Raw genomic sequence first — 15,496 nt, 5'->3', positions numbered from 1 at the left:
CATGCGCGAGCAACTGCCCCGGCTTCTCGCCGCATCCCTGATCGCTGCGGTCGCGGTGTCGCTCGGTGGCTGCGCCTGGGCCCCCAAGCCGGCGAGCGAGCTGGACGTCACGTCGGCCACCACGCCCATCTACCCAACGGACGAAATCGCCGCCTCCGTGAACGCCGTTCCCGAGCGAACCGTCAAGCCGCTTCCGGTATCCCGGCTGGCGTCTGGTCTCATTCCGCCAACCAACCGGTGGTTCTCCGGCCTCGTCTTCGGCGAAACGTCGATGCCGGTCTTCCCGCTTCCGCTCTCGTTCGAGCTGACCGATAACGGCATGGACTTCGGACTTCCCGCCGTCTCCACCTCGCCTGCGGCGATCATGGGAGGGTTCAGAGCGGCGGTGTCGGTGGATGTCGGCGCCCAGGAGCACGAAGTCGTCGCGTATGACACGGCATCCGTCACCGTGGCACAGCGCTCCGGCGGCGAGGAGATCGGCCGTACAGTGATCGCGCAGGGTTCGCCCTTCGTCACCTTCACGGCAGCGCAGGACACCACAGTACGGTTCGGCACCGCGTTCAGCCCTGTCGATGAGCGCGTGGCCTTTGCCACCGTCGATGGTGTTGAGTACGGGGTCGTGTCCGATGATCCACTCGCGACAGACAGCGGGTCTGTCACCGTCAGCGCGGGCAACAGCGTGACGTGGTTCGCTGTCCCTGACGGCGGCGACCGCGACGAGCTCACCGCCGCTGCCGGCAACCGCCTCACCGGCACGAGCCTCACCTACGCCCTGGCCGATGGAAGGGCGAGCACCGCTCTGACGTACAACCTCGAAGCGACCGGACCGGCGCTGATGGCCGTGATGCCGCATCAGGCCTCGACGGATGCCGAGTGCACGCACGGCACCTACGAGAGTATCTATGGCCAGCTGCAGCTGTGCCGGGCGGAAACCCTCAGCTGGACGGTCCCCCGCCTGGAACCGTCGGGCACCCTCGACCTCGGCTCGCTGGAAACCGCAGACCGCGAGCGACTGCTCAGGCAGCTCGAGGCCGACGCAGCCGGCACACCGGCGTTTCCCGCCGACACCTATTTCGGCGGCAAAGCACTCTATCGAGCGGCGAACCTTCTCAGCATTGCCCGCGAGCTTGGGGCGGACGACAGCGCTGCGAGTCTGGAAGACCGCCTGATCCGAGAAATTGACTCGTGGATGGAGCCGGACGGCTGCGAAACACGCGACGCCCGGTGTTTCGTCTACGATCCTGCCGCGCGGGGCCTTGTCGGACTTCAGCCCTCCTTCGGCTCGGACGAGTTCAACGACCACCACTTCCACTATGGCTACCTGTTGTACGCGGCCGCCGTCGTCGCGGCCGGCCGGGACGACCTGACGGAGAAATGGGCGCCCGTGATGAACCTGGTGGCCGCGGACCTCGCGACCAGTGGGTTGAGTGAGTACTTCCCGGAGCGGCGGGTGTTCGACGCGTACGCCGGGCATTCCTGGGCCAGCGGCACTGCCCCCTTCCGCGACGGGAACAATCAGGAGTCGAGCTCAGAAGCGGTGACCGCCTGGAACGGCCTCGCGCTGTGGGCCGAGGTGAGTGACCAGCCCGCGCTCCTGACAGAGGCGACCTGGATGCTGTCCGCTGAGGCGGCATCCGCACGGGAATACTGGACCGACTTCCCACTCGACTCCCCCGTGTACTCCGGCTTCGACCACACGGTCACCTCTCTCGTCTGGGGAGGGAAACGCGACTACGCCACATGGTTCAGCGCTGAGCCGAGTGCGATGCTGGGGATTCTTGTCCTGCCGATGAGTCCGGTTTCCGGCTACCTCGCGGGCGACGCGGATCGGATTCAAGCGAATATCGACGAGGCGGCTCCCAACGGATTCGACGTCCTCTTCGGCGACTACCTGCTCATGTACTCGGCACTGGCCGGAGCGGATGCCGCCGCAGCTGCCGGCGACGCCGTGCCCGCGCTGCCGGAATCACGCATCGACGACGGCAACAGCCGCGCCTACCTGATGGCGTGGATCCTGGCGCGCTGACCCGCCACTCGACCGATGTCGCGCCGCGGCCGCGTGAGCCGACCCGGGTCGTCAGAGAACGCGAGAGCCGTGTGCGTCGAGAAATGTGACGTCTCGCATCCTTCGCGCGATGATCAGGAGCGCGGCGTAACCATCGGGGGTTGTCGGGGGCCAGGTCCACGTCGTCACGTTCGGCGCCGACGGCAACGCGGCTTCGAACAGGTCGACCTCGACGCCGGTCCGGCGGTGTTTGGCTGGAACCACGATCTCGACGACCCGGCCGCGAGTGTGAAGCGAGACGAACTGAAGCCGCGAGCCGGTGTGATCGTCGCGCACGATGAACTCACGCGTCTCGGGGTCATCGGGCGGAATCTCGGTGGTCTCGAACCTGTCGGACTCTTTCGTGGAGAATGCACCGCCGAGGCGCTTACCGAACAGGGCGAGCACGACGATGATGGCCACGATCGCGAAGATGCCGAAAATCCACTGACCGCCGGGGATGCTGTCGAACATGTCTTGGACCTCGGTGCGACTTCTCGCTGGGGGTTCGAATGTGGAGCAGGGATGGTGTGGACCTAAGGAGATTCGAACTCCTGACCTCCTCGATGCGAACGAGGCGCGCTACCAACTGCGCCATAGGCCCTGATAGAAAAAGATTATCACGCCGGGGAGCGCGATGAATCCATCAGCTGGCGGCTCGTCGGCGCTGAAGCAGCGCCGTCAGGTCGGTTGGGGCGATCTCGGACTCGTCCACGACGCCCATCCCCGCAAACCGGCTGGCCGGTTCGACCGCTGGCGCTTCCTGAGCTGCGACAACCGGGATCAGCGGCGTGACGGTCGGAGCGAGCTCGACCGCACGCTCCGCCATGACCTGCGCGAGAGCGGCACGCCGCAGCGCGGCATGGGCGTCGGCCTGGGCAATGGTGCCGGCGGCGCTCGACCCCTGCGACAGGTGCAGCGGCCGGGGAAGCGGCGTCGGCGTCCAGGTGCTTGGCACCGACACGGTCTCTTCAAAGCTCACCGGCTCGAAGGCCTGGGAGACGGGAACTGACCGGGTCACGGGCGTGGCAACCCTGGTTCGACCGGAGACGCGAGCCATGCGAACGAGCACAGCGATACTGCTGACGGCTGCCGCCACTCCTGCGGCGAGAACCAGCACTGATCCGCCGGTTGCCAGCAACCATCCGCCGACACCGACCGTGGCGAGCGATGCCGCGAGCACAACCGTCGCCGCAAGTCGCGCGCGCCGTCGTGCTCTCTTGACCCTGAGCCGAGCTGCTGCCAGAGCGGTTGCTCGCCGGACTTCCTCTGTCTGCCTGGCCCTCTCGGCCTCACGCTGCGCCTCGACGAGCGCGAGCGCTTCGAGCCTGGCGCGTTCGAGAGCCTCGGCCTCGTACTTCTTGAGAATTTTCTGCTGCTCAGCGACGCCGCGCGCGGTGGTCTCCACCCGCACCTCGGCGGGGGTTTCCGCAGTTTCGGCGAGGATCCTCAACGTCTGCTGGAGTCGAATGGCGTTGCGCTCGGTGGCGAGGAACTCGTTCCTGGCGAGCCACGTGGGCATCAGGTAGACGATCCACAGCGCAGCGGCGATCGCGAAAACGATCCCGCCACTCAAGAGTCCACTGCCAGCCATGGCTCCAAGGTACGAGGGAACAGGCACGCCACGCCGCATTGGCGAGGGTGTGTCACCCCCAAGTTGAGGTTGAAGGTTTAAAAGAGCGCTGCGGGAGGCACAATCGGCGTCTGGGCCGCGATCCGGTCGGATTCCGGAACCGTCGCAGCATCGGGAGGGACCTGCCCGTCTTTCCACCGGCGGAGCACGCCTCCCGGCACCTCCTCGCGAACGAGACCGAAGCAAAAGTGGTCCCGCCAGTCCCCGTTGATGTGGATGTACCGTCTGCGGAGACCCTCGTACCGGAACCCGAGCTTTTCGACGACTCTCAGGCTCGGCGCGTTCTCGGGCCGAATGCAGATCTCCACCCGGTGCAGGCCCAGCTGGGAGAAACAGTGGTCGGTGGCAAGCGCGACGGATGTCGGTGTCACGCTCCTGCCGGCGAACCGTTCGGACACCCAGTAGCCCAGCGTCGCGGACGACAGTGAGCCGTAGGTGATCCCCGACACGTTGAGCTGCCCGGCGAACTCGCCGTCGTACTCCATCACGAGCGGCAGGCCTGTGCCGGCCCTGGCGCTGGAGAGCAGCGAACGGATGCTCGCGCGCATGTCGAAGGACCGCGGCGCGTATGGGCTGGTCGCCTCCCACTGCCGCAGCCAGCTTCGGTTACCGAGGAGCTCGCGTTCCATGGCCCGCGCATCGCGTAACCGGACCAGTCGTACGGTGATGGGACCGTCGGTCAGAACGGTGGCAGGAAGAGCCAACCCGGGTCTCCTTTGATAGAGAACGTCGAACTAGTCGAGTTTGGCGGCGAATTCCTTGATCCAGGGCTTGAGCTCCACTCCCAGGTCCTCACGGTCCGAGGCGAGCTGGATGATGGCCTTGATGTAATCGAGGCGGTCTCCGGTGTCATAGCGTCGGCCACGGAAGATGACGCCGTAGACGCCGCCGGCGATCGAGTCGTCCGCGGCTAGCACCTGCATGGCATCCGTGAGCTGGATTTCGCCACCCTTGCCCGGCTCCGTCGTCTCGAGAACATCGAAGATCTCCGGGCGCAGGACGTAACGGCCGATGATCGCGAGGTTCGACGGCGCGTCTTCGGGGGCCGGCTTCTCGACCAGGTCGGTGATCTTCACGACGTCAGGGTTGTCGGTCGCTTCGACGGCGGCACAACCGTACATCTGGATCGTTGCCGGGTCGACCTCCATCAGCGCGATGATCGTGGCCTGGCGGCTTTCCTGCTCCTTGATCATCGTCGTGAGCAAAGGATCGCGGGCGTCGATGAGGTCGTCACCGAGCAGAACCGCGAACGGCTCATCACCGACGTGCCTGCGCGCGCGAAGCACCGCGTGGCCAAGGCCCTTGGGATCGCCCTGCCGCAGGAAGTGAATGTCGGCGAGAGCACTCGACTCAACGACGCGGTTCAGGCGCTTCGCATCACCCTTTTCCTCGAGTGCCAGTTCGAGCTCGGTGACCCGGTCGAAGTGGTTGGCGAGCGCGTTTTTGTTGCGCCCGATGATCATCAGGACATCGTTGAGCCCGGCACTGACGGCCTCCTCGACGACGTACTGGATCGCTGGCTTGTCGACGACGGGCAGCATCTCTTTGGGGAGGGCCTTCGTTGCCGGCAGGAACCGGGTACCGAGACCTGCTGCGGGAATAACGACTTTGCGTACTGGCTGAGGCATCTACTAACAGTAGCGGGATGCCGCCCCCGGCGGGGAGATGTCTCGCCGTAGCGCGGCGCCGGGCATGTCAGGGCTGAAGGAGCCGCTCATCAGCGGATGCCGGCGCTCAGGCATCGCCGCCTAGAATGGGGCTATGCCAACCCAGGTGGACCATCAGAAACGTGCCCTCCGTGCCGAGCTGCGGGAGCGGCGTCAGAACCTGACCACGTCGGAACGTGAGAATGCTTCCACCGGCCTCACCGACAACCTCATTGCCCTGGCCACACGCCGGGGCGCGAACAGCATCGCCTGCTACCTCTCCGCGCCGAACGAGCCGAACACCCGCCCATTTGTGAACTGGGCACTCGCCAACGGCATCCGGGTCCTGTTTCCGATCAGCCGCGAAGACGGCCTCCTGGACTGGACCGTCGGAGAGACGGGGTCCGAGGTTGAGGGCCTGTACGGAATGCCCGAGCCTGTCGGCGAGCTCCTTGGCCCCATCGCGATCAACGAGGTAGACCTCATTTTTGTGCCGGCTGCCGCGGTAGGCCCCGATGGAATGCGGATGGGCTGGGGCCGCGGGTACTTCGACAAAACCCTCGGCTCAATGGAGAAATGCCCGCCGGTCTACGCGATCGTCTTCGACAGCGAACTCCGGGCCGACGTGCCATTCGAAAAGCACGACCAGCGGGTCGACGGCGCCGTCACCCCGTCACGCATTCTCGACTTTTAGCCACACACCGACCTCATCGGCACAAACGCCGCGACAGTTCCAGGAAACCCGAATGCCCACGTACTCATACAAATGCACAGCCTGCGACACGGCTTTTGACATCCAGCAGTCGTTCACCGACGATTCCCTCACCGAATGCCCCGAATGCGCCGGAAGGCTTCGCAAGCTCTACAGCGCGGTCGGAGTGTCGTTCACCGGGTCGGGGTTCTACCGCAATGATTCCCGCGCGGCGGCAGCCTCGACCGGTGCCAGGTCATCCGGCGGAAAATCGGATTCTGCGGGCTCGAATGACTCTGCCGGATCGAAGGACTCTGCCGGATCGAAGGACTCTGCCAGCGCCACGAAGGAGAAGGTATCTTCGTCGCCTGCCAGCGGTTCCGCTGGCTCGTCGAGTACCGGTAGCGCCGCTGCCGCTTCGTGACCATGGGGGCCAAATTGCTTAAGGGATTCAAAGACTTCATCATGCGGGGCAACGTCATCGACCTTGCCGTCGCCGTTGTTATCGGAGCCGCGTTCACCGCTGTCGTCAACTCGATAGTCGAGCGCATCTTCAACCCGCTCATCGGGGCACTGTTCCAGGCCGACAGCCTCGACAACGCACTCATCGTGTCGGTTGGCGATGCGAAGCTGCAGTTCGGCGCTGTTCTCGGCGCGATTATCAGCTTCCTGATCATCGCGGCCGTGGTGTACTTCGTCTTCGTGCTGCCGATCAACACAATGAAGGAACGCGCCGAGGCCAAGCGCAAGGCAGGCATCGTCGAAGAGAAGGCACCGGTCACCGAGATCGACGTCCTCACCGAGATTCGCGACCTGCTGGCCAGAAGCAACCTCAAGGAATAGCGGTCCCCTGGCTAGCCCCAGTGGGGCGGAACGTCCTGGAGCAACTGCGCGTCGTTCGGGCCGGCCTCAGCCGGGCGCGCTGCAGGCTGCCCGCCCCAGGACCGGTCCGCGTCTTCGGATGCGAGAACCGCCTCCCGGCTGGCCTGTGGCGTTGGATCAGTGCCAGGCATCGGCGGAAGGACCGCACGTCGCGAACCGGGGACCCGGCGTACCCGCTCTGCGTCCGGTGTCCTGGCATCACCGGGGTGCGGCGATCCAGGGACTTCGGGCACTGGGCGGTTCGACACGTCGATCAGTGTACGCGCTCCTGCTGGTCATCTTCGGAGACGTCCGCGACATCGCTGGCGACATCCGTTTCAAGGCTGTTCCCGGCGTTCGCATCGGCGTTGCGTGACGGAACACCGAGCATCGCCAGGATCTTGCGCGTCACGCCATCGGGGTCGCTGAACAGATCGAAGCTGTGTACGCGGAGGTAGTGCCAGCCCAGTCGGCGCAGCACGTCCGGACGCAGGCGCAACGACTCCCGCAGCGAGTCGCTGCTGACCTCGGGGTCGGACTCCACGGCGATCGCCTTGCCCTCGTACGCCGCGACCAGGGCGAGCTTGCCGCGATAACCGACCTCAACCGACAGGCCGTGGCGGTACAGCCGTTCGGCGAGGTCGATGAGCATCGGTTCGGCACCGTCGGTAGCGGGCGGCGCGGGGACGTGCTGGACGGGTTGCTTGAGGATCTCGGCGAGCGCTCCGATGCCGTGCTGCATCCGATCGGTGTCGATGTCTTCTGGACGGATGCACGACACGATCACCATGGATCGCCTCGCTCGCGTCATACCGACCGCGAGCAGGCGGTCGCCGCCCGGCCGGGCAAGAGCGCCGAAGTTGGACAGCACGCGGCCGTGCGGGGTGACACCGTAGCCGAGGGAGAAGATGACCCGGTCGCGGCTCTCGGCCACCGATTGCTCGAGCGTGAGCACGGAGAACGGCTCCGGCCGTTCCTTGAGGATGAAGTCGGAGAGGTCGCCGCGCATGGCAAATGCGGAGATGACCGCCTGGTGCACACGGGTGGCGTGCTTCTCGCTCGCGGTGACCACCATGAGCGATTCGCGCGGCCGGTTGATGGCGTGTTCGAGTACGAGGTTGACGACGCGGGCCACCTCGGCGTCAACGCTCTCCACTCCCCCGGTCTCCGGGTCGGGCATGCCGTGCCCGTTCGGAACGTAGTCGAGGGTGAGGCTTCCGTGGCCGAGGAAGGACCCTGCCCACGGCAGTGACTCGATCTCGCCACCGTAGAACCTGTGGTTGACCAGCTCGGCCAGGTCCTCGCCCCCGGCGCGGTAACTGCGCGTGAGGGTCAGGGTCGGCAGCAGGCCGGACAGTCGTGCGAGAGCCGAGTCGGCGTGCCTGGCGTCAACATCGTCGGCGCCGGCGGCCGGTGTCGGAACGCCGATGGCGACGGTGAACGGCGTCGGGCTTTGCGTGACCGGGTCACCGACGGCGACGACCTGGCGTGCCCGGCGAATCGCCCCGGCGTTCTCCGCGAGCGTGGTTGCCCCGGCGTCGACGAGGAACACCGTGTCGAATCGGACGCTCTCCGGGATGAGGTGGGCCTCATATACCGAGGTGAGCCACACCGGGGACAGCACGCGGGACAGGTGGGGTGCCGTGTTCTCGAGTTTTGTCGGCGTTGCGCCCTCGGTGCGGAGCAGTTTCTTGAGGGCCGTTGCCTCATCCGGGTAGTCGACGAGGCCGATCTTCCAGTTCTCGGAGAGCAACGCACCGAGCAGTGCGCCGGTCGATGAGGCATGCGCTTCGTCGACGAGGCGAAAGTCTGCTTCGAGCCTGTCGATGACACTGGTGTTCGCGCCGAGAAGTGCACGGTCGGTCGTGAGCATGTGCTCGAGCACCGACTGCCACCAGGCGAGCTCGAGTTCGTTCGCAACCTTCGCCTCGGGGACATGGCGCACCGAAAGGTCAGTGATGAGCGGGGCGAGCCCCTTCTCGCGCAGCTCGGCGATGAGAGTGGTCCGCTCCTGGAGGTTCTCCATCACCGCGGAGTCTGCTGCCAGTCCCGACATGAGCCTGACGAGCTCCTTGACGGGCATCGAGAGAAGCGACTGGGCCTTCGCCGTGCGGCTGAGCGGCGCGTCGAGCTGGGAGAGATCCTCGACAACACGCTGGTACGCAACCTGCACGTCGGCAATACCGAGCGGAACCTCCGGGTTGACGCCTGCCGCCACATATCGCTGCCACAGCGTGCGCTGCTGCTGAATCCGTCGCAGCGCCGCATTGATGTCTGTGACGTGCACGCCCGGCCGCACATACTCGCGAGCGAGCTTCTTCAGCCGACGGCGGTTGGCGCCGGTCATGCTCGGGGCGTCCCGCCTTGCGCTTGTCGCGGCGATGAGTTCGCCGAGTGACCTGTCGAAGACGCTCGGCTGGAACTTGTCCAGGGTCTCGCGAATGTCGAGGAGCAGCCGGAGGTAGATGCCGAGTTCCTCGATGGACTCGAACGCACGCATCCGGGTCTGGCCGATCAGTTCGTATCCGCGCTCGAGCAGGCGCGGCAGCTCTGTCCTGTGCAGCTTCTTGGCCAGGGCGTGCGTCGCCTTCGCCTGCTTTGTGCTGGCGAACTGGGCGCCGTACCAGGGTGAATCATCCGGGCCGTACTGGAACTCACCGAGCTGGGCAGCGGTCGCGAGCTTGCGAGCGATGATGTCGCGGTTGCCTGCGAGCTTCTCGAGAGAGGCGAGGTCGAGCCGCGCGGTCGTCGTCGGCTGGTCCTGGAGGTTGCCGAGGCGGGTGAGAGCCTGGAGCGTGTCGATGACGCTGACACCAAGCCCGCTGTCGATCCGGCCGAGGGAGCCGCGGTAGTCGAGGAGCACCTTGCGCAACCGGACAAGCGCGTCGTCAACGTCGGAGACCTTCGGTGCGACAGCCTTCTCATTGCGCGATATCGCCTGGATCAGGTCGCGGCGAATGGTCGCCGGTGACACGGTAATGCCCGGGAGACCGACCTTCCCGAATCGGTGACGTATGCCATCGAGGCTGGAACGCCTTGCGCTCACGACGAGAACACGCTTGTGCTGGGAGACGAGGCTGCCGATGGCGTTGACCACCGTCTGCGTGCCACCGGTGCCAGGAAGGGTGGTGACCACTATGGAGTGCCCTGCCGCGATCTGGGCGATCACGTTTTCCTGCTCGGTGTCGGCGTCGAGCAGGAGCGTATCCGTTGTCGGCGGCCTGTCGTCCTGGCCGATGGCATCCACCGGCCGGAACAGACCTTCAACGAGCCTGCGCGCCCCGGGGTTTCCAGCGAGCGCGTTGAGCACCGGGTGGTCAAGATCCCTGGCGTCGCGAACGAGCGCTGTGCCGACCTCGGCGAAGCTCGACACCACGAGCCTCGGCTGGACGCTGAACCACTCGAGGTGCTGGGTGAGTCCGCGCAGCCGGTCGATGACGGGCTGCGGTTTGAACGCACCGTTGGTGACGGCGAGCGCCTCGAACGCCTCGGCGTCGAGCGTGATCTGGAATTGCTCGTGCAGCGCCCTGGCGAGCTCCGGGTTGAGGAACGGGGTGCCCTTGAGCTTCAGCTCGAAGTCGCGGCCGTAGCGGCGGATGGCGACGGGACGCAGAAGAACGGGTGCAGAGAACTCTTCTTCTCCGTGGCGCCACTCGGCGAGCCCGATCGCGAGGTGCACCGATTCGATGCCGCGCACTGTCCGCAGTTCGACACCCTTGACGGTGATCTGATCCGCCGCGGCTTTCGCGCCGCGGAGTGCGAGCTCGTCACGAATGAGGTTCGACAACAGAGTGGAATGCCCGGTGATGAACTGGGGCAGGCCCCCCGGGTGCGTGGAACTTAGCTCGATGCGATTGCGCGGGTCGTCCACGAAGTGCAACAGCGGGGATCGCCCACCGGCCGTGGCGAGTTGCTCACGCCACCGTTTCCGGGTCTCATCCGCCACGTTGCCCACTGTGAAATTCGGGTCTCCGACGCTCAAACCAGTGGGACTGGTGACCGAACGCGCAAGGGAATTATCGACGTCAGCGATATCGGAATCGCGAGTCTCTGGTTTCTTGTCTAGCCGCCACACATCCACACCCTAAGCTCTGTCGGGCCCAATCGCCGGTAGCACCACCGGATATTCGCCGAGTTGGGGTCATTCCGCCCGAGTTCTTACTCCCAGGGCCGAACGTGCTTCCGCTGTAGCACGGCTGGTCGTTCGACGGTGACCGACGTGTCCCGGGCCGTGGGGCCCTTTACCCTTGCGGGTTCACAAAGACCAGGGCCGCCACCAGATCGGCTGCCAGGAAAATTCCGGAAACCCACGCGAGGCTCCGGTTCCGGCCCACGAGAGCGAGGATGCAGGCACCGGCCAGGAGCAGGAAAGCGACGGATGCCATCACCACGTAATTCCGGATAGCACCGTCGCTGACGACGGGGCTACCCCAGATCGAGACGCGAGTGCCGACCCACTGCGAGAAGAGCGAGCCGATGAGCAGGCCGCCGGCGAGAAGTAAAACACCGGAGATCACCGAGAAGACGGAGCCACCGGTATCTGCGCGCGAAGGCTGGCTCTGGCGTTGCGGCGACGAATTGTCCATGAGCAACATCATCGTGCATCGATTGTTCGGGAAGCAGAACAGTTGGGAATCGGCGCGGCGCGGCAGTGCGGAAAAGCTCTTGCGCTTCACTGTTGGGCTCCGCTACCGTGATGCCTACGCCCAATTGACGAAAGGAGTCCAGCGTGTTCTCAATGATTATTGCAATCGCCTCACCCACGGCTGGCTTCGTCGGCGTCCTCACTGCCTGACCAGTAGAACACCCACCGGTTCAGACGGTGGTGACGGTTTCGAAGCCAGGCCAGGCGGCATCCGCAGACTTCTGCACCCTGCCAACAGGCTTATCACCCCGTATGTGACGAGCAGCTCGTCGCACTCTGCCCGCACCAGCGGGTTCCCACTCTTCGGCGGTCCCGAGCGCTCTCTTCGGCGTGCCTGGATCCCACTCTTAAGGACATATCTCCCATGAATACCCACTTTGTGAGCGCTCCCGCTCGCCAGGAACACCCACCCCAACCCAGCACGGTTCCCGTTCGGACGGAACGAGCGGTTCGCCGTGTCGGACTGCTCGACCGAGCGGCGCTCCACCTCGGGGTTGCCCTCGTCACGTGGAGCCGTCGGCCTCGCACGGCCAAACCGAATGCACGGCCGGACCTCACGCCCGTACTCGATGACGCTGGCCGGCGGGAAGGCGAGGACGCTCAACGGCAGCGTGAGGAATGGCGCGATCAGTTCCTCGCCATGCGACCGTTCAGGTAACGGATGAACTCCACAGCTCGGGGCCAGCATCGGACTCTCCCCTGCCGGTCCCGAGCGCCATCTCAGACAGCCGCTGTCTCGAACAGCCGCTGATGAGCACTTGTGGTCACTCTTCGTCTGCGGCCTGCGCCCTCACTGCGGTCCTACCCCTCGCACGTCACCGTCCGTATGCTGTGCGCATGAACCCGCTCACTCTCGTACTCATCGTGTTCGCAGTCACCTGCGCGTTCTGCTGGATCGCGTCCCTGATCACGAAAGACACCTCGTGGGTCGACCGGCTCTGGTCGGTCGTTCCGGCGGTGTACGTCTGGATCTTTGCGGGCGCTGGCATCGGTACAGGCGAGGACGCCGCGCGACTGGTGCTGATGGTGGTCCTGGTGACCGCCTGGGCGGTGCGCCTCACTTTCAACTTTGCGCGGAGGGGCGGGTACACCGGGATGGAGGACTACCGCTGGGGGATCCTCCGCGCGCGGATGAAACCGTGGCAGTTCCAGCTCTTCAATCTGTTCTTCATCGTGCTGTACCAGAACGCGCTCCTCGTGCTCATCACGCTGCCCGCTCTCGTTGCATGGCAGAACCCCACTCCGCTGAACGGATGGGACGGGGTGTTCGCCGTCCTGTTCGTCGCGTTCCTGGTTGGCGAGTTCACCGCAGACCAGGAACAGTGGAACTTCCACGAGGCGAAGAAACGCAGGGCGGGAGACCTCGGGCCTGGCTTCCTCACCTCGGGCCTCTTCCGGTTCAGCCGGCACCCCAACTACTTCTTCGAGCAGGCACAGTGGTGGACGTTCTACGCGATCGGGGCGACGGCAGCGGTCTCCGCGGGACACGGCCTGTTGGGCGGGGTCCTCAACTGGACGATCATCGGCCCGGTGCTGCTGACCGTGCTTTTTATCGGCTCAACGCTCTTTACCGAGTCCATCAGCGCGTCGAAGTACCCGGCGTACGCCAATTACCGACGCTCAACATCAATGCTCATCCCCTGGCCGCCGAAGCACACGCAGGGACAGCCCCAGCCGGTCTGACCGACGAAGATCCTGACCGCTGCGGACGTGCACCCTGCTTCGGGCGGTCAATCGCGGTGTCTGTCGTCGTATCGACGACGGCGCCCCGGAACATCCGCCCGAAAATACACCGACCCGCCATCGCCCGATAACGGGACAGGCCTCAGGCGGCAATGGCGAACACCCCGGGCCGTCAAAAACCACGGCCGCCAAGATCCTGACCGTTGCGGACGTGCACCGTGCTTCGGGCGGTCAATCGCGGTGTCTGTCGTCGTATCGACGACGGCAACCCGGAACATCCGCCCGAAAATACACCCACCCGCCATCGCCGACCGCGGAACAGGGCTCGAGCGGCTGTGGGGAATGACCCCGCCCGGCGACAACTGCGGCCGACGAACTGCGGCCAGGGTTTCCTCGTGGAATGAACTCCTGTGGTGCCCCTGGAGGGATTCGAACCCCCAACCAACTCCTTAGGACGGAGGTGCTCTTCCGTTGAGCTACAGAGGCTGACTCCAGAAGTTTAGCGGAGAGAACGCCGCCCACGTGAACAACCGCCCGCTTGTTCCCCGCGCTCCCGACCTACGCAGCGGCAGGCGTGAGGTACTGGTCCCACGCCGGCATCGCTTTCTCGGCCCCGCGCACAGCCCACGTCGGACCGTGGGGCATCCGGGGCTTGATCCGCAGGGACCAGCCCATCTCGGCCGGCGTGCGGTTGCTCTTGGCGTTGTTGCACCGCAGGCAACAGGCCACGAGGTTCTCCCACGAGTCCTCGCCGCCGCGTGACCGGGGGATGACGTGATCAATGGTCGCGGCGAGTTTGCCGCAGTACCCGCACCGGTTGGCATCCCGCCGCAGCACGCCCCGACGCGTCACGGGAACGCGACGGGAAGCGGGAATGCGCACATACCGGTTGAGAACGATCACCGCGGGCCTTTCGTGGGCACCATCAGATCCCCACACTGGATTCTCGGCATCCACCTCGATGATCGCCGCTTTCTCGTTCATCACCAGCACCAGCGCCCGGCGGAACGACACGATGGCAAGGGGTTCGTATCCGGCATTCAACACGAGTGTGCGCATGTCACGTTTCCTCTCAAATTGCCGCGACGGCTTCGCGGTTATTCGGTGTTCCGACCTGAGGCCGAAGAGAGGATCCGGGTAAACAAAAAGCGCAGTCTATGCAGACTGCGCCTTTTCGCCACCACCGTTGAAGGGGCGACATGCTGAACCGGAATGGTCGCGACCCTGGCACGCACAAGCATCCGTGGTGTGGATACCTGCGTGTCGGGTCATGAGCTTCCTGCTGCTTCTTTCTGAGGTCAGGGCTTTAATGTAACGCACAAATGGCGTGCTTCCCGAGAGAAGCACGCCATTCGCAGCGGAATATCATTCCGGGGCTGATCTGGACCTTAGATTCCGATCCGGACGATCCACCAGTTGTCTGCGTAGATCGGGCCGATGCGGAGCGGGGTGCCCGGCCGTGAGGCGTGAAGAATCTTGTTGTCTCCGGCGTAGAAGCCGATGTGTCCCGCGCTGACGACGAGGTCGCCAGGAACGGCGTCGGCAACGGGGATCCGGGTACCCATGTTGCCCTGGGCGGTCGAGGAGTGCGGCATGTTAATGCCGAACTGCGCGTAGACGTACTTCACGAACCCCGAGCAGTCGAACCCTGCGGGGGTGGCTCCGCCGTAGACGTATGGGACGCCCTGGTACTGCAGCGCGACGTTGAAGACCTGGTCGAGGCTGAAGTTCGAGGGGTAGGCGGGACTTGCCAGGTGATCGGATGCCGTTGGTCCGGAGAACGACGTCTGCTGGGTTGCGAATTCGGCGCGACGGGTCGCAGCCTCTGCCGCTTCAGCGACCGCACGCGCGTTCGCGAGTTCCTCGGCCGTCGTCGCTGTATACCCATCGCGAACAACGGTCGCGGCGGTCACGCCTTCATCGACGGAGAGTGACTGCGCCCCTGACTCCTTGAGTGTCTGGAGAGTGGACGAAGGCGCCGCCTGGTCAGTCGCGGTCGGCGAGAAGGCATAAGCGGGGAGCGCTACAGTGCCGAAAAGCCCGGGGACGACGATCGCCATAATGGCTGTCGACCGGAACTTGCGCCACACACTCTCTTTCGGAGCGGGCTTCGCGGTCCGTGCCACCGGGGCTGCGGGTGTCACTGCACTGGGCTGGCTGCGAACCGGACGCGGCGAGCGCAGGGCCACCCGGTGGGACGTCGACGGGTCGCTTTTCTCCGACTCGCCGTCGAACGGGCTGTTGTTTACGGCCAAAGCGTGAACCTCCGGCGCCTCGAACACCACACTAGGGA

General features: G+C 65.2%; 15 protein-coding genes and 2 tRNA genes. 6 read left to right on the top strand and 11 right to left on the bottom strand.

The features are described from left to right. Window position 1: 1 nt before the first annotated feature. Window positions 2–2,026, top strand: a complete 2,025-nt coding sequence (locus AC1C2N_RS14420; RefSeq protein WP_495434361.1) for a glycosyl hydrolase — start codon at window positions 2–4, stop codon at window positions 2,024–2,026. A gap of 51 nt (window positions 2,027–2,077) precedes the next feature. Here AC1C2N_RS14420 and AC1C2N_RS14415 read toward each other — a convergent pair whose 3' ends face one another. The 5 genes from AC1C2N_RS14415 to galU form a co-directional block, all read right to left on the bottom strand. Then, window positions 2,078–2,518, bottom strand: a complete 441-nt coding sequence (locus tag AC1C2N_RS14415; RefSeq protein ID WP_495434359.1) for a hypothetical protein — start codon at window positions 2,516–2,518, stop codon at window positions 2,078–2,080. A gap of 57 nt (window positions 2,519–2,575) precedes the next feature. Beyond that, window positions 2,576–2,648: transfer RNA gene (locus tag AC1C2N_RS14410), tRNA-Ala, on the bottom strand. A gap of 42 nt (window positions 2,649–2,690) precedes the next feature. Next, window positions 2,691–3,638 carry a large exoprotein gene (locus tag AC1C2N_RS14405; RefSeq protein ID WP_495434358.1) on the bottom strand — a complete coding sequence of 316 codons (948 nt, stop codon included), beginning with the start codon at window positions 3,636–3,638 and terminating at the stop codon, window positions 2,691–2,693. A gap of 77 nt (window positions 3,639–3,715) precedes the next feature. Next, complete coding sequence (locus AC1C2N_RS14400) at window positions 3,716–4,381, bottom strand: GNAT family N-acetyltransferase (protein WP_483404732.1); 666 nt, start codon at window positions 4,379–4,381, stop codon at window positions 3,716–3,718. Window positions 4,382–4,411: 30 nt separating this feature from the next. Beyond that, window positions 4,412–5,305 (bottom strand): UTP--glucose-1-phosphate uridylyltransferase GalU, encoded by an 894-nt coding sequence (gene galU, locus AC1C2N_RS14395; protein ID WP_495434357.1) that lies wholly within the window; start codon window positions 5,303–5,305, stop codon window positions 4,412–4,414. 133 nt (window positions 5,306–5,438) lie between these two features. Here galU and AC1C2N_RS14390 point away from each other — a divergent pair, with 133 nt between their 5' ends. Genes AC1C2N_RS14390 through mscL form a run of 3 tightly spaced genes read left to right on the top strand, consistent with a single transcriptional unit; the run spans window position 5,439 to window position 6,857 of the window. After that, on the top strand, window positions 5,439–6,017 hold the full coding sequence (locus tag AC1C2N_RS14390) for a 5-formyltetrahydrofolate cyclo-ligase (RefSeq protein WP_495434356.1): 579 nt from the start codon (window positions 5,439–5,441) through the stop codon (window positions 6,015–6,017). 52 nt (window positions 6,018–6,069) lie between these two features. Continuing rightward, the gene (locus AC1C2N_RS14385; RefSeq protein ID WP_495434355.1) at window positions 6,070–6,438 is read left to right on the top strand and encodes an FmdB family zinc ribbon protein; all 369 of its coding nucleotides are present in this window, start codon (window positions 6,070–6,072) and stop codon (window positions 6,436–6,438) included. 14 nt (window positions 6,439–6,452) lie between these two features. Then, window positions 6,453–6,857: a large conductance mechanosensitive channel protein MscL gene (gene mscL, locus AC1C2N_RS14380; protein ID WP_483404736.1), complete on the top strand. Its 405-nt coding sequence runs from the start codon at window positions 6,453–6,455 to the stop codon at window positions 6,855–6,857. A gap of 11 nt (window positions 6,858–6,868) precedes the next feature. Here the strand turns inward: mscL and AC1C2N_RS14375 are convergent, their stop codons facing one another. From AC1C2N_RS14375 to AC1C2N_RS14365, 3 genes are all read right to left on the bottom strand, one after another. Continuing rightward, window positions 6,869–7,144, bottom strand: coding sequence for a hypothetical protein (locus AC1C2N_RS14375; protein WP_495434354.1), 276 nt, complete (start codon window positions 7,142–7,144; stop codon window positions 6,869–6,871). Window positions 7,145–7,149: 5 nt separating this feature from the next. Then, window positions 7,150–10,950 (bottom strand): AAA family ATPase, encoded by a 3,801-nt coding sequence (locus AC1C2N_RS14370; protein ID WP_495434353.1) that lies wholly within the window; start codon window positions 10,948–10,950, stop codon window positions 7,150–7,152. Window positions 10,951–11,116: 166 nt separating this feature from the next. Beyond that, window positions 11,117–11,461, bottom strand: a complete 345-nt coding sequence (locus AC1C2N_RS14365) for a hypothetical protein (protein ID WP_483404739.1) — start codon at window positions 11,459–11,461, stop codon at window positions 11,117–11,119. A gap of 423 nt (window positions 11,462–11,884) precedes the next feature. On the opposite strand from AC1C2N_RS14365, the gene AC1C2N_RS14360 reads away from it, so the two are divergent. Both AC1C2N_RS14360 and AC1C2N_RS14355 read left to right on the top strand, forming a co-directional pair. Then, complete coding sequence (locus AC1C2N_RS14360; protein ID WP_483404740.1) at window positions 11,885–12,178, top strand: hypothetical protein; 294 nt, start codon at window positions 11,885–11,887, stop codon at window positions 12,176–12,178. A gap of 179 nt (window positions 12,179–12,357) precedes the next feature. After that, entirely contained in the window at window positions 12,358–13,203 is an 846-nt protein-coding gene (locus tag AC1C2N_RS14355) for a DUF1295 domain-containing protein (protein ID WP_483404741.1), read from the top strand. A 411-nt stretch (window positions 13,204–13,614) separates the two neighbouring features. Here AC1C2N_RS14355 and AC1C2N_RS14350 read toward each other — a convergent pair. The 3 genes from AC1C2N_RS14350 to AC1C2N_RS14340 all read right to left on the bottom strand — a co-directional run bounded on the left by AC1C2N_RS14350 (window position 13,615) and on the right by AC1C2N_RS14340 (window position 15,458). Further along, window positions 13,615–13,689: transfer RNA gene (locus tag AC1C2N_RS14350), tRNA-Arg, on the bottom strand. Window positions 13,690–13,761: 72 nt separating this feature from the next. Then, window positions 13,762–14,262 carry an HNH endonuclease gene (locus tag AC1C2N_RS14345; protein WP_495434352.1) on the bottom strand — a complete coding sequence of 167 codons (501 nt, stop codon included), beginning with the start codon at window positions 14,260–14,262 and terminating at the stop codon, window positions 13,762–13,764. 329 nt (window positions 14,263–14,591) lie between these two features. Continuing rightward, the gene (locus AC1C2N_RS14340; protein ID WP_483404743.1) at window positions 14,592–15,458 is read right to left on the bottom strand and encodes a C40 family peptidase; all 867 of its coding nucleotides are present in this window, start codon (window positions 15,456–15,458) and stop codon (window positions 14,592–14,594) included. Window positions 15,459–15,496: the final 38 nt, after the last annotated feature.

Source organism: Mycetocola sp. Y791, assembly GCF_059445325.1.
The sequence above is the reverse complement of the archived record's forward strand: the minus strand, read 5'-3'. Positions and strand labels throughout refer to the sequence as shown.

What these genes read in the sequence shown, in the direction of transcription:
- AC1C2N_RS14420 (WP_495434361.1), top strand. Translation starts at nt 2, where the DNA reads ATGCGCGAGCAACTGCCCCGGCTTCTCGCCGCATCCCTGATCGCTGCG.
- AC1C2N_RS14415 (WP_495434359.1), bottom strand. Translation starts at nt 2,518, where the DNA reads ATGTTCGACAGCATCCCCGGCGGTCAGTGGATTTTCGGCATCTTCGCG.
- AC1C2N_RS14405 (WP_495434358.1), bottom strand. Translation starts at nt 3,638, where the DNA reads ATGGCTGGCAGTGGACTCTTGAGTGGCGGGATCGTTTTCGCGATCGCC.
- galU (WP_495434357.1), bottom strand. Translation starts at nt 5,305, where the DNA reads ATGCCTCAGCCAGTACGCAAAGTCGTTATTCCCGCAGCAGGTCTCGGT.
- AC1C2N_RS14390 (WP_495434356.1), top strand. Translation starts at nt 5,439, where the DNA reads ATGCCAACCCAGGTGGACCATCAGAAACGTGCCCTCCGTGCCGAGCTG.
- AC1C2N_RS14385 (WP_495434355.1), top strand. Translation starts at nt 6,070, where the DNA reads ATGCCCACGTACTCATACAAATGCACAGCCTGCGACACGGCTTTTGAC.
- AC1C2N_RS14365 (WP_483404739.1), bottom strand. Translation starts at nt 11,461, where the DNA reads ATGGACAATTCGTCGCCGCAACGCCAGAGCCAGCCTTCGCGCGCAGAT.
- AC1C2N_RS14360 (WP_483404740.1), top strand. Translation starts at nt 11,885, where the DNA reads ATGAATACCCACTTTGTGAGCGCTCCCGCTCGCCAGGAACACCCACCC.
- AC1C2N_RS14355 (WP_483404741.1), top strand. Translation starts at nt 12,358, where the DNA reads ATGAACCCGCTCACTCTCGTACTCATCGTGTTCGCAGTCACCTGCGCG.
- AC1C2N_RS14345 (WP_495434352.1), bottom strand. Translation starts at nt 14,262, where the DNA reads ATGCGCACACTCGTGTTGAATGCCGGATACGAACCCCTTGCCATCGTG.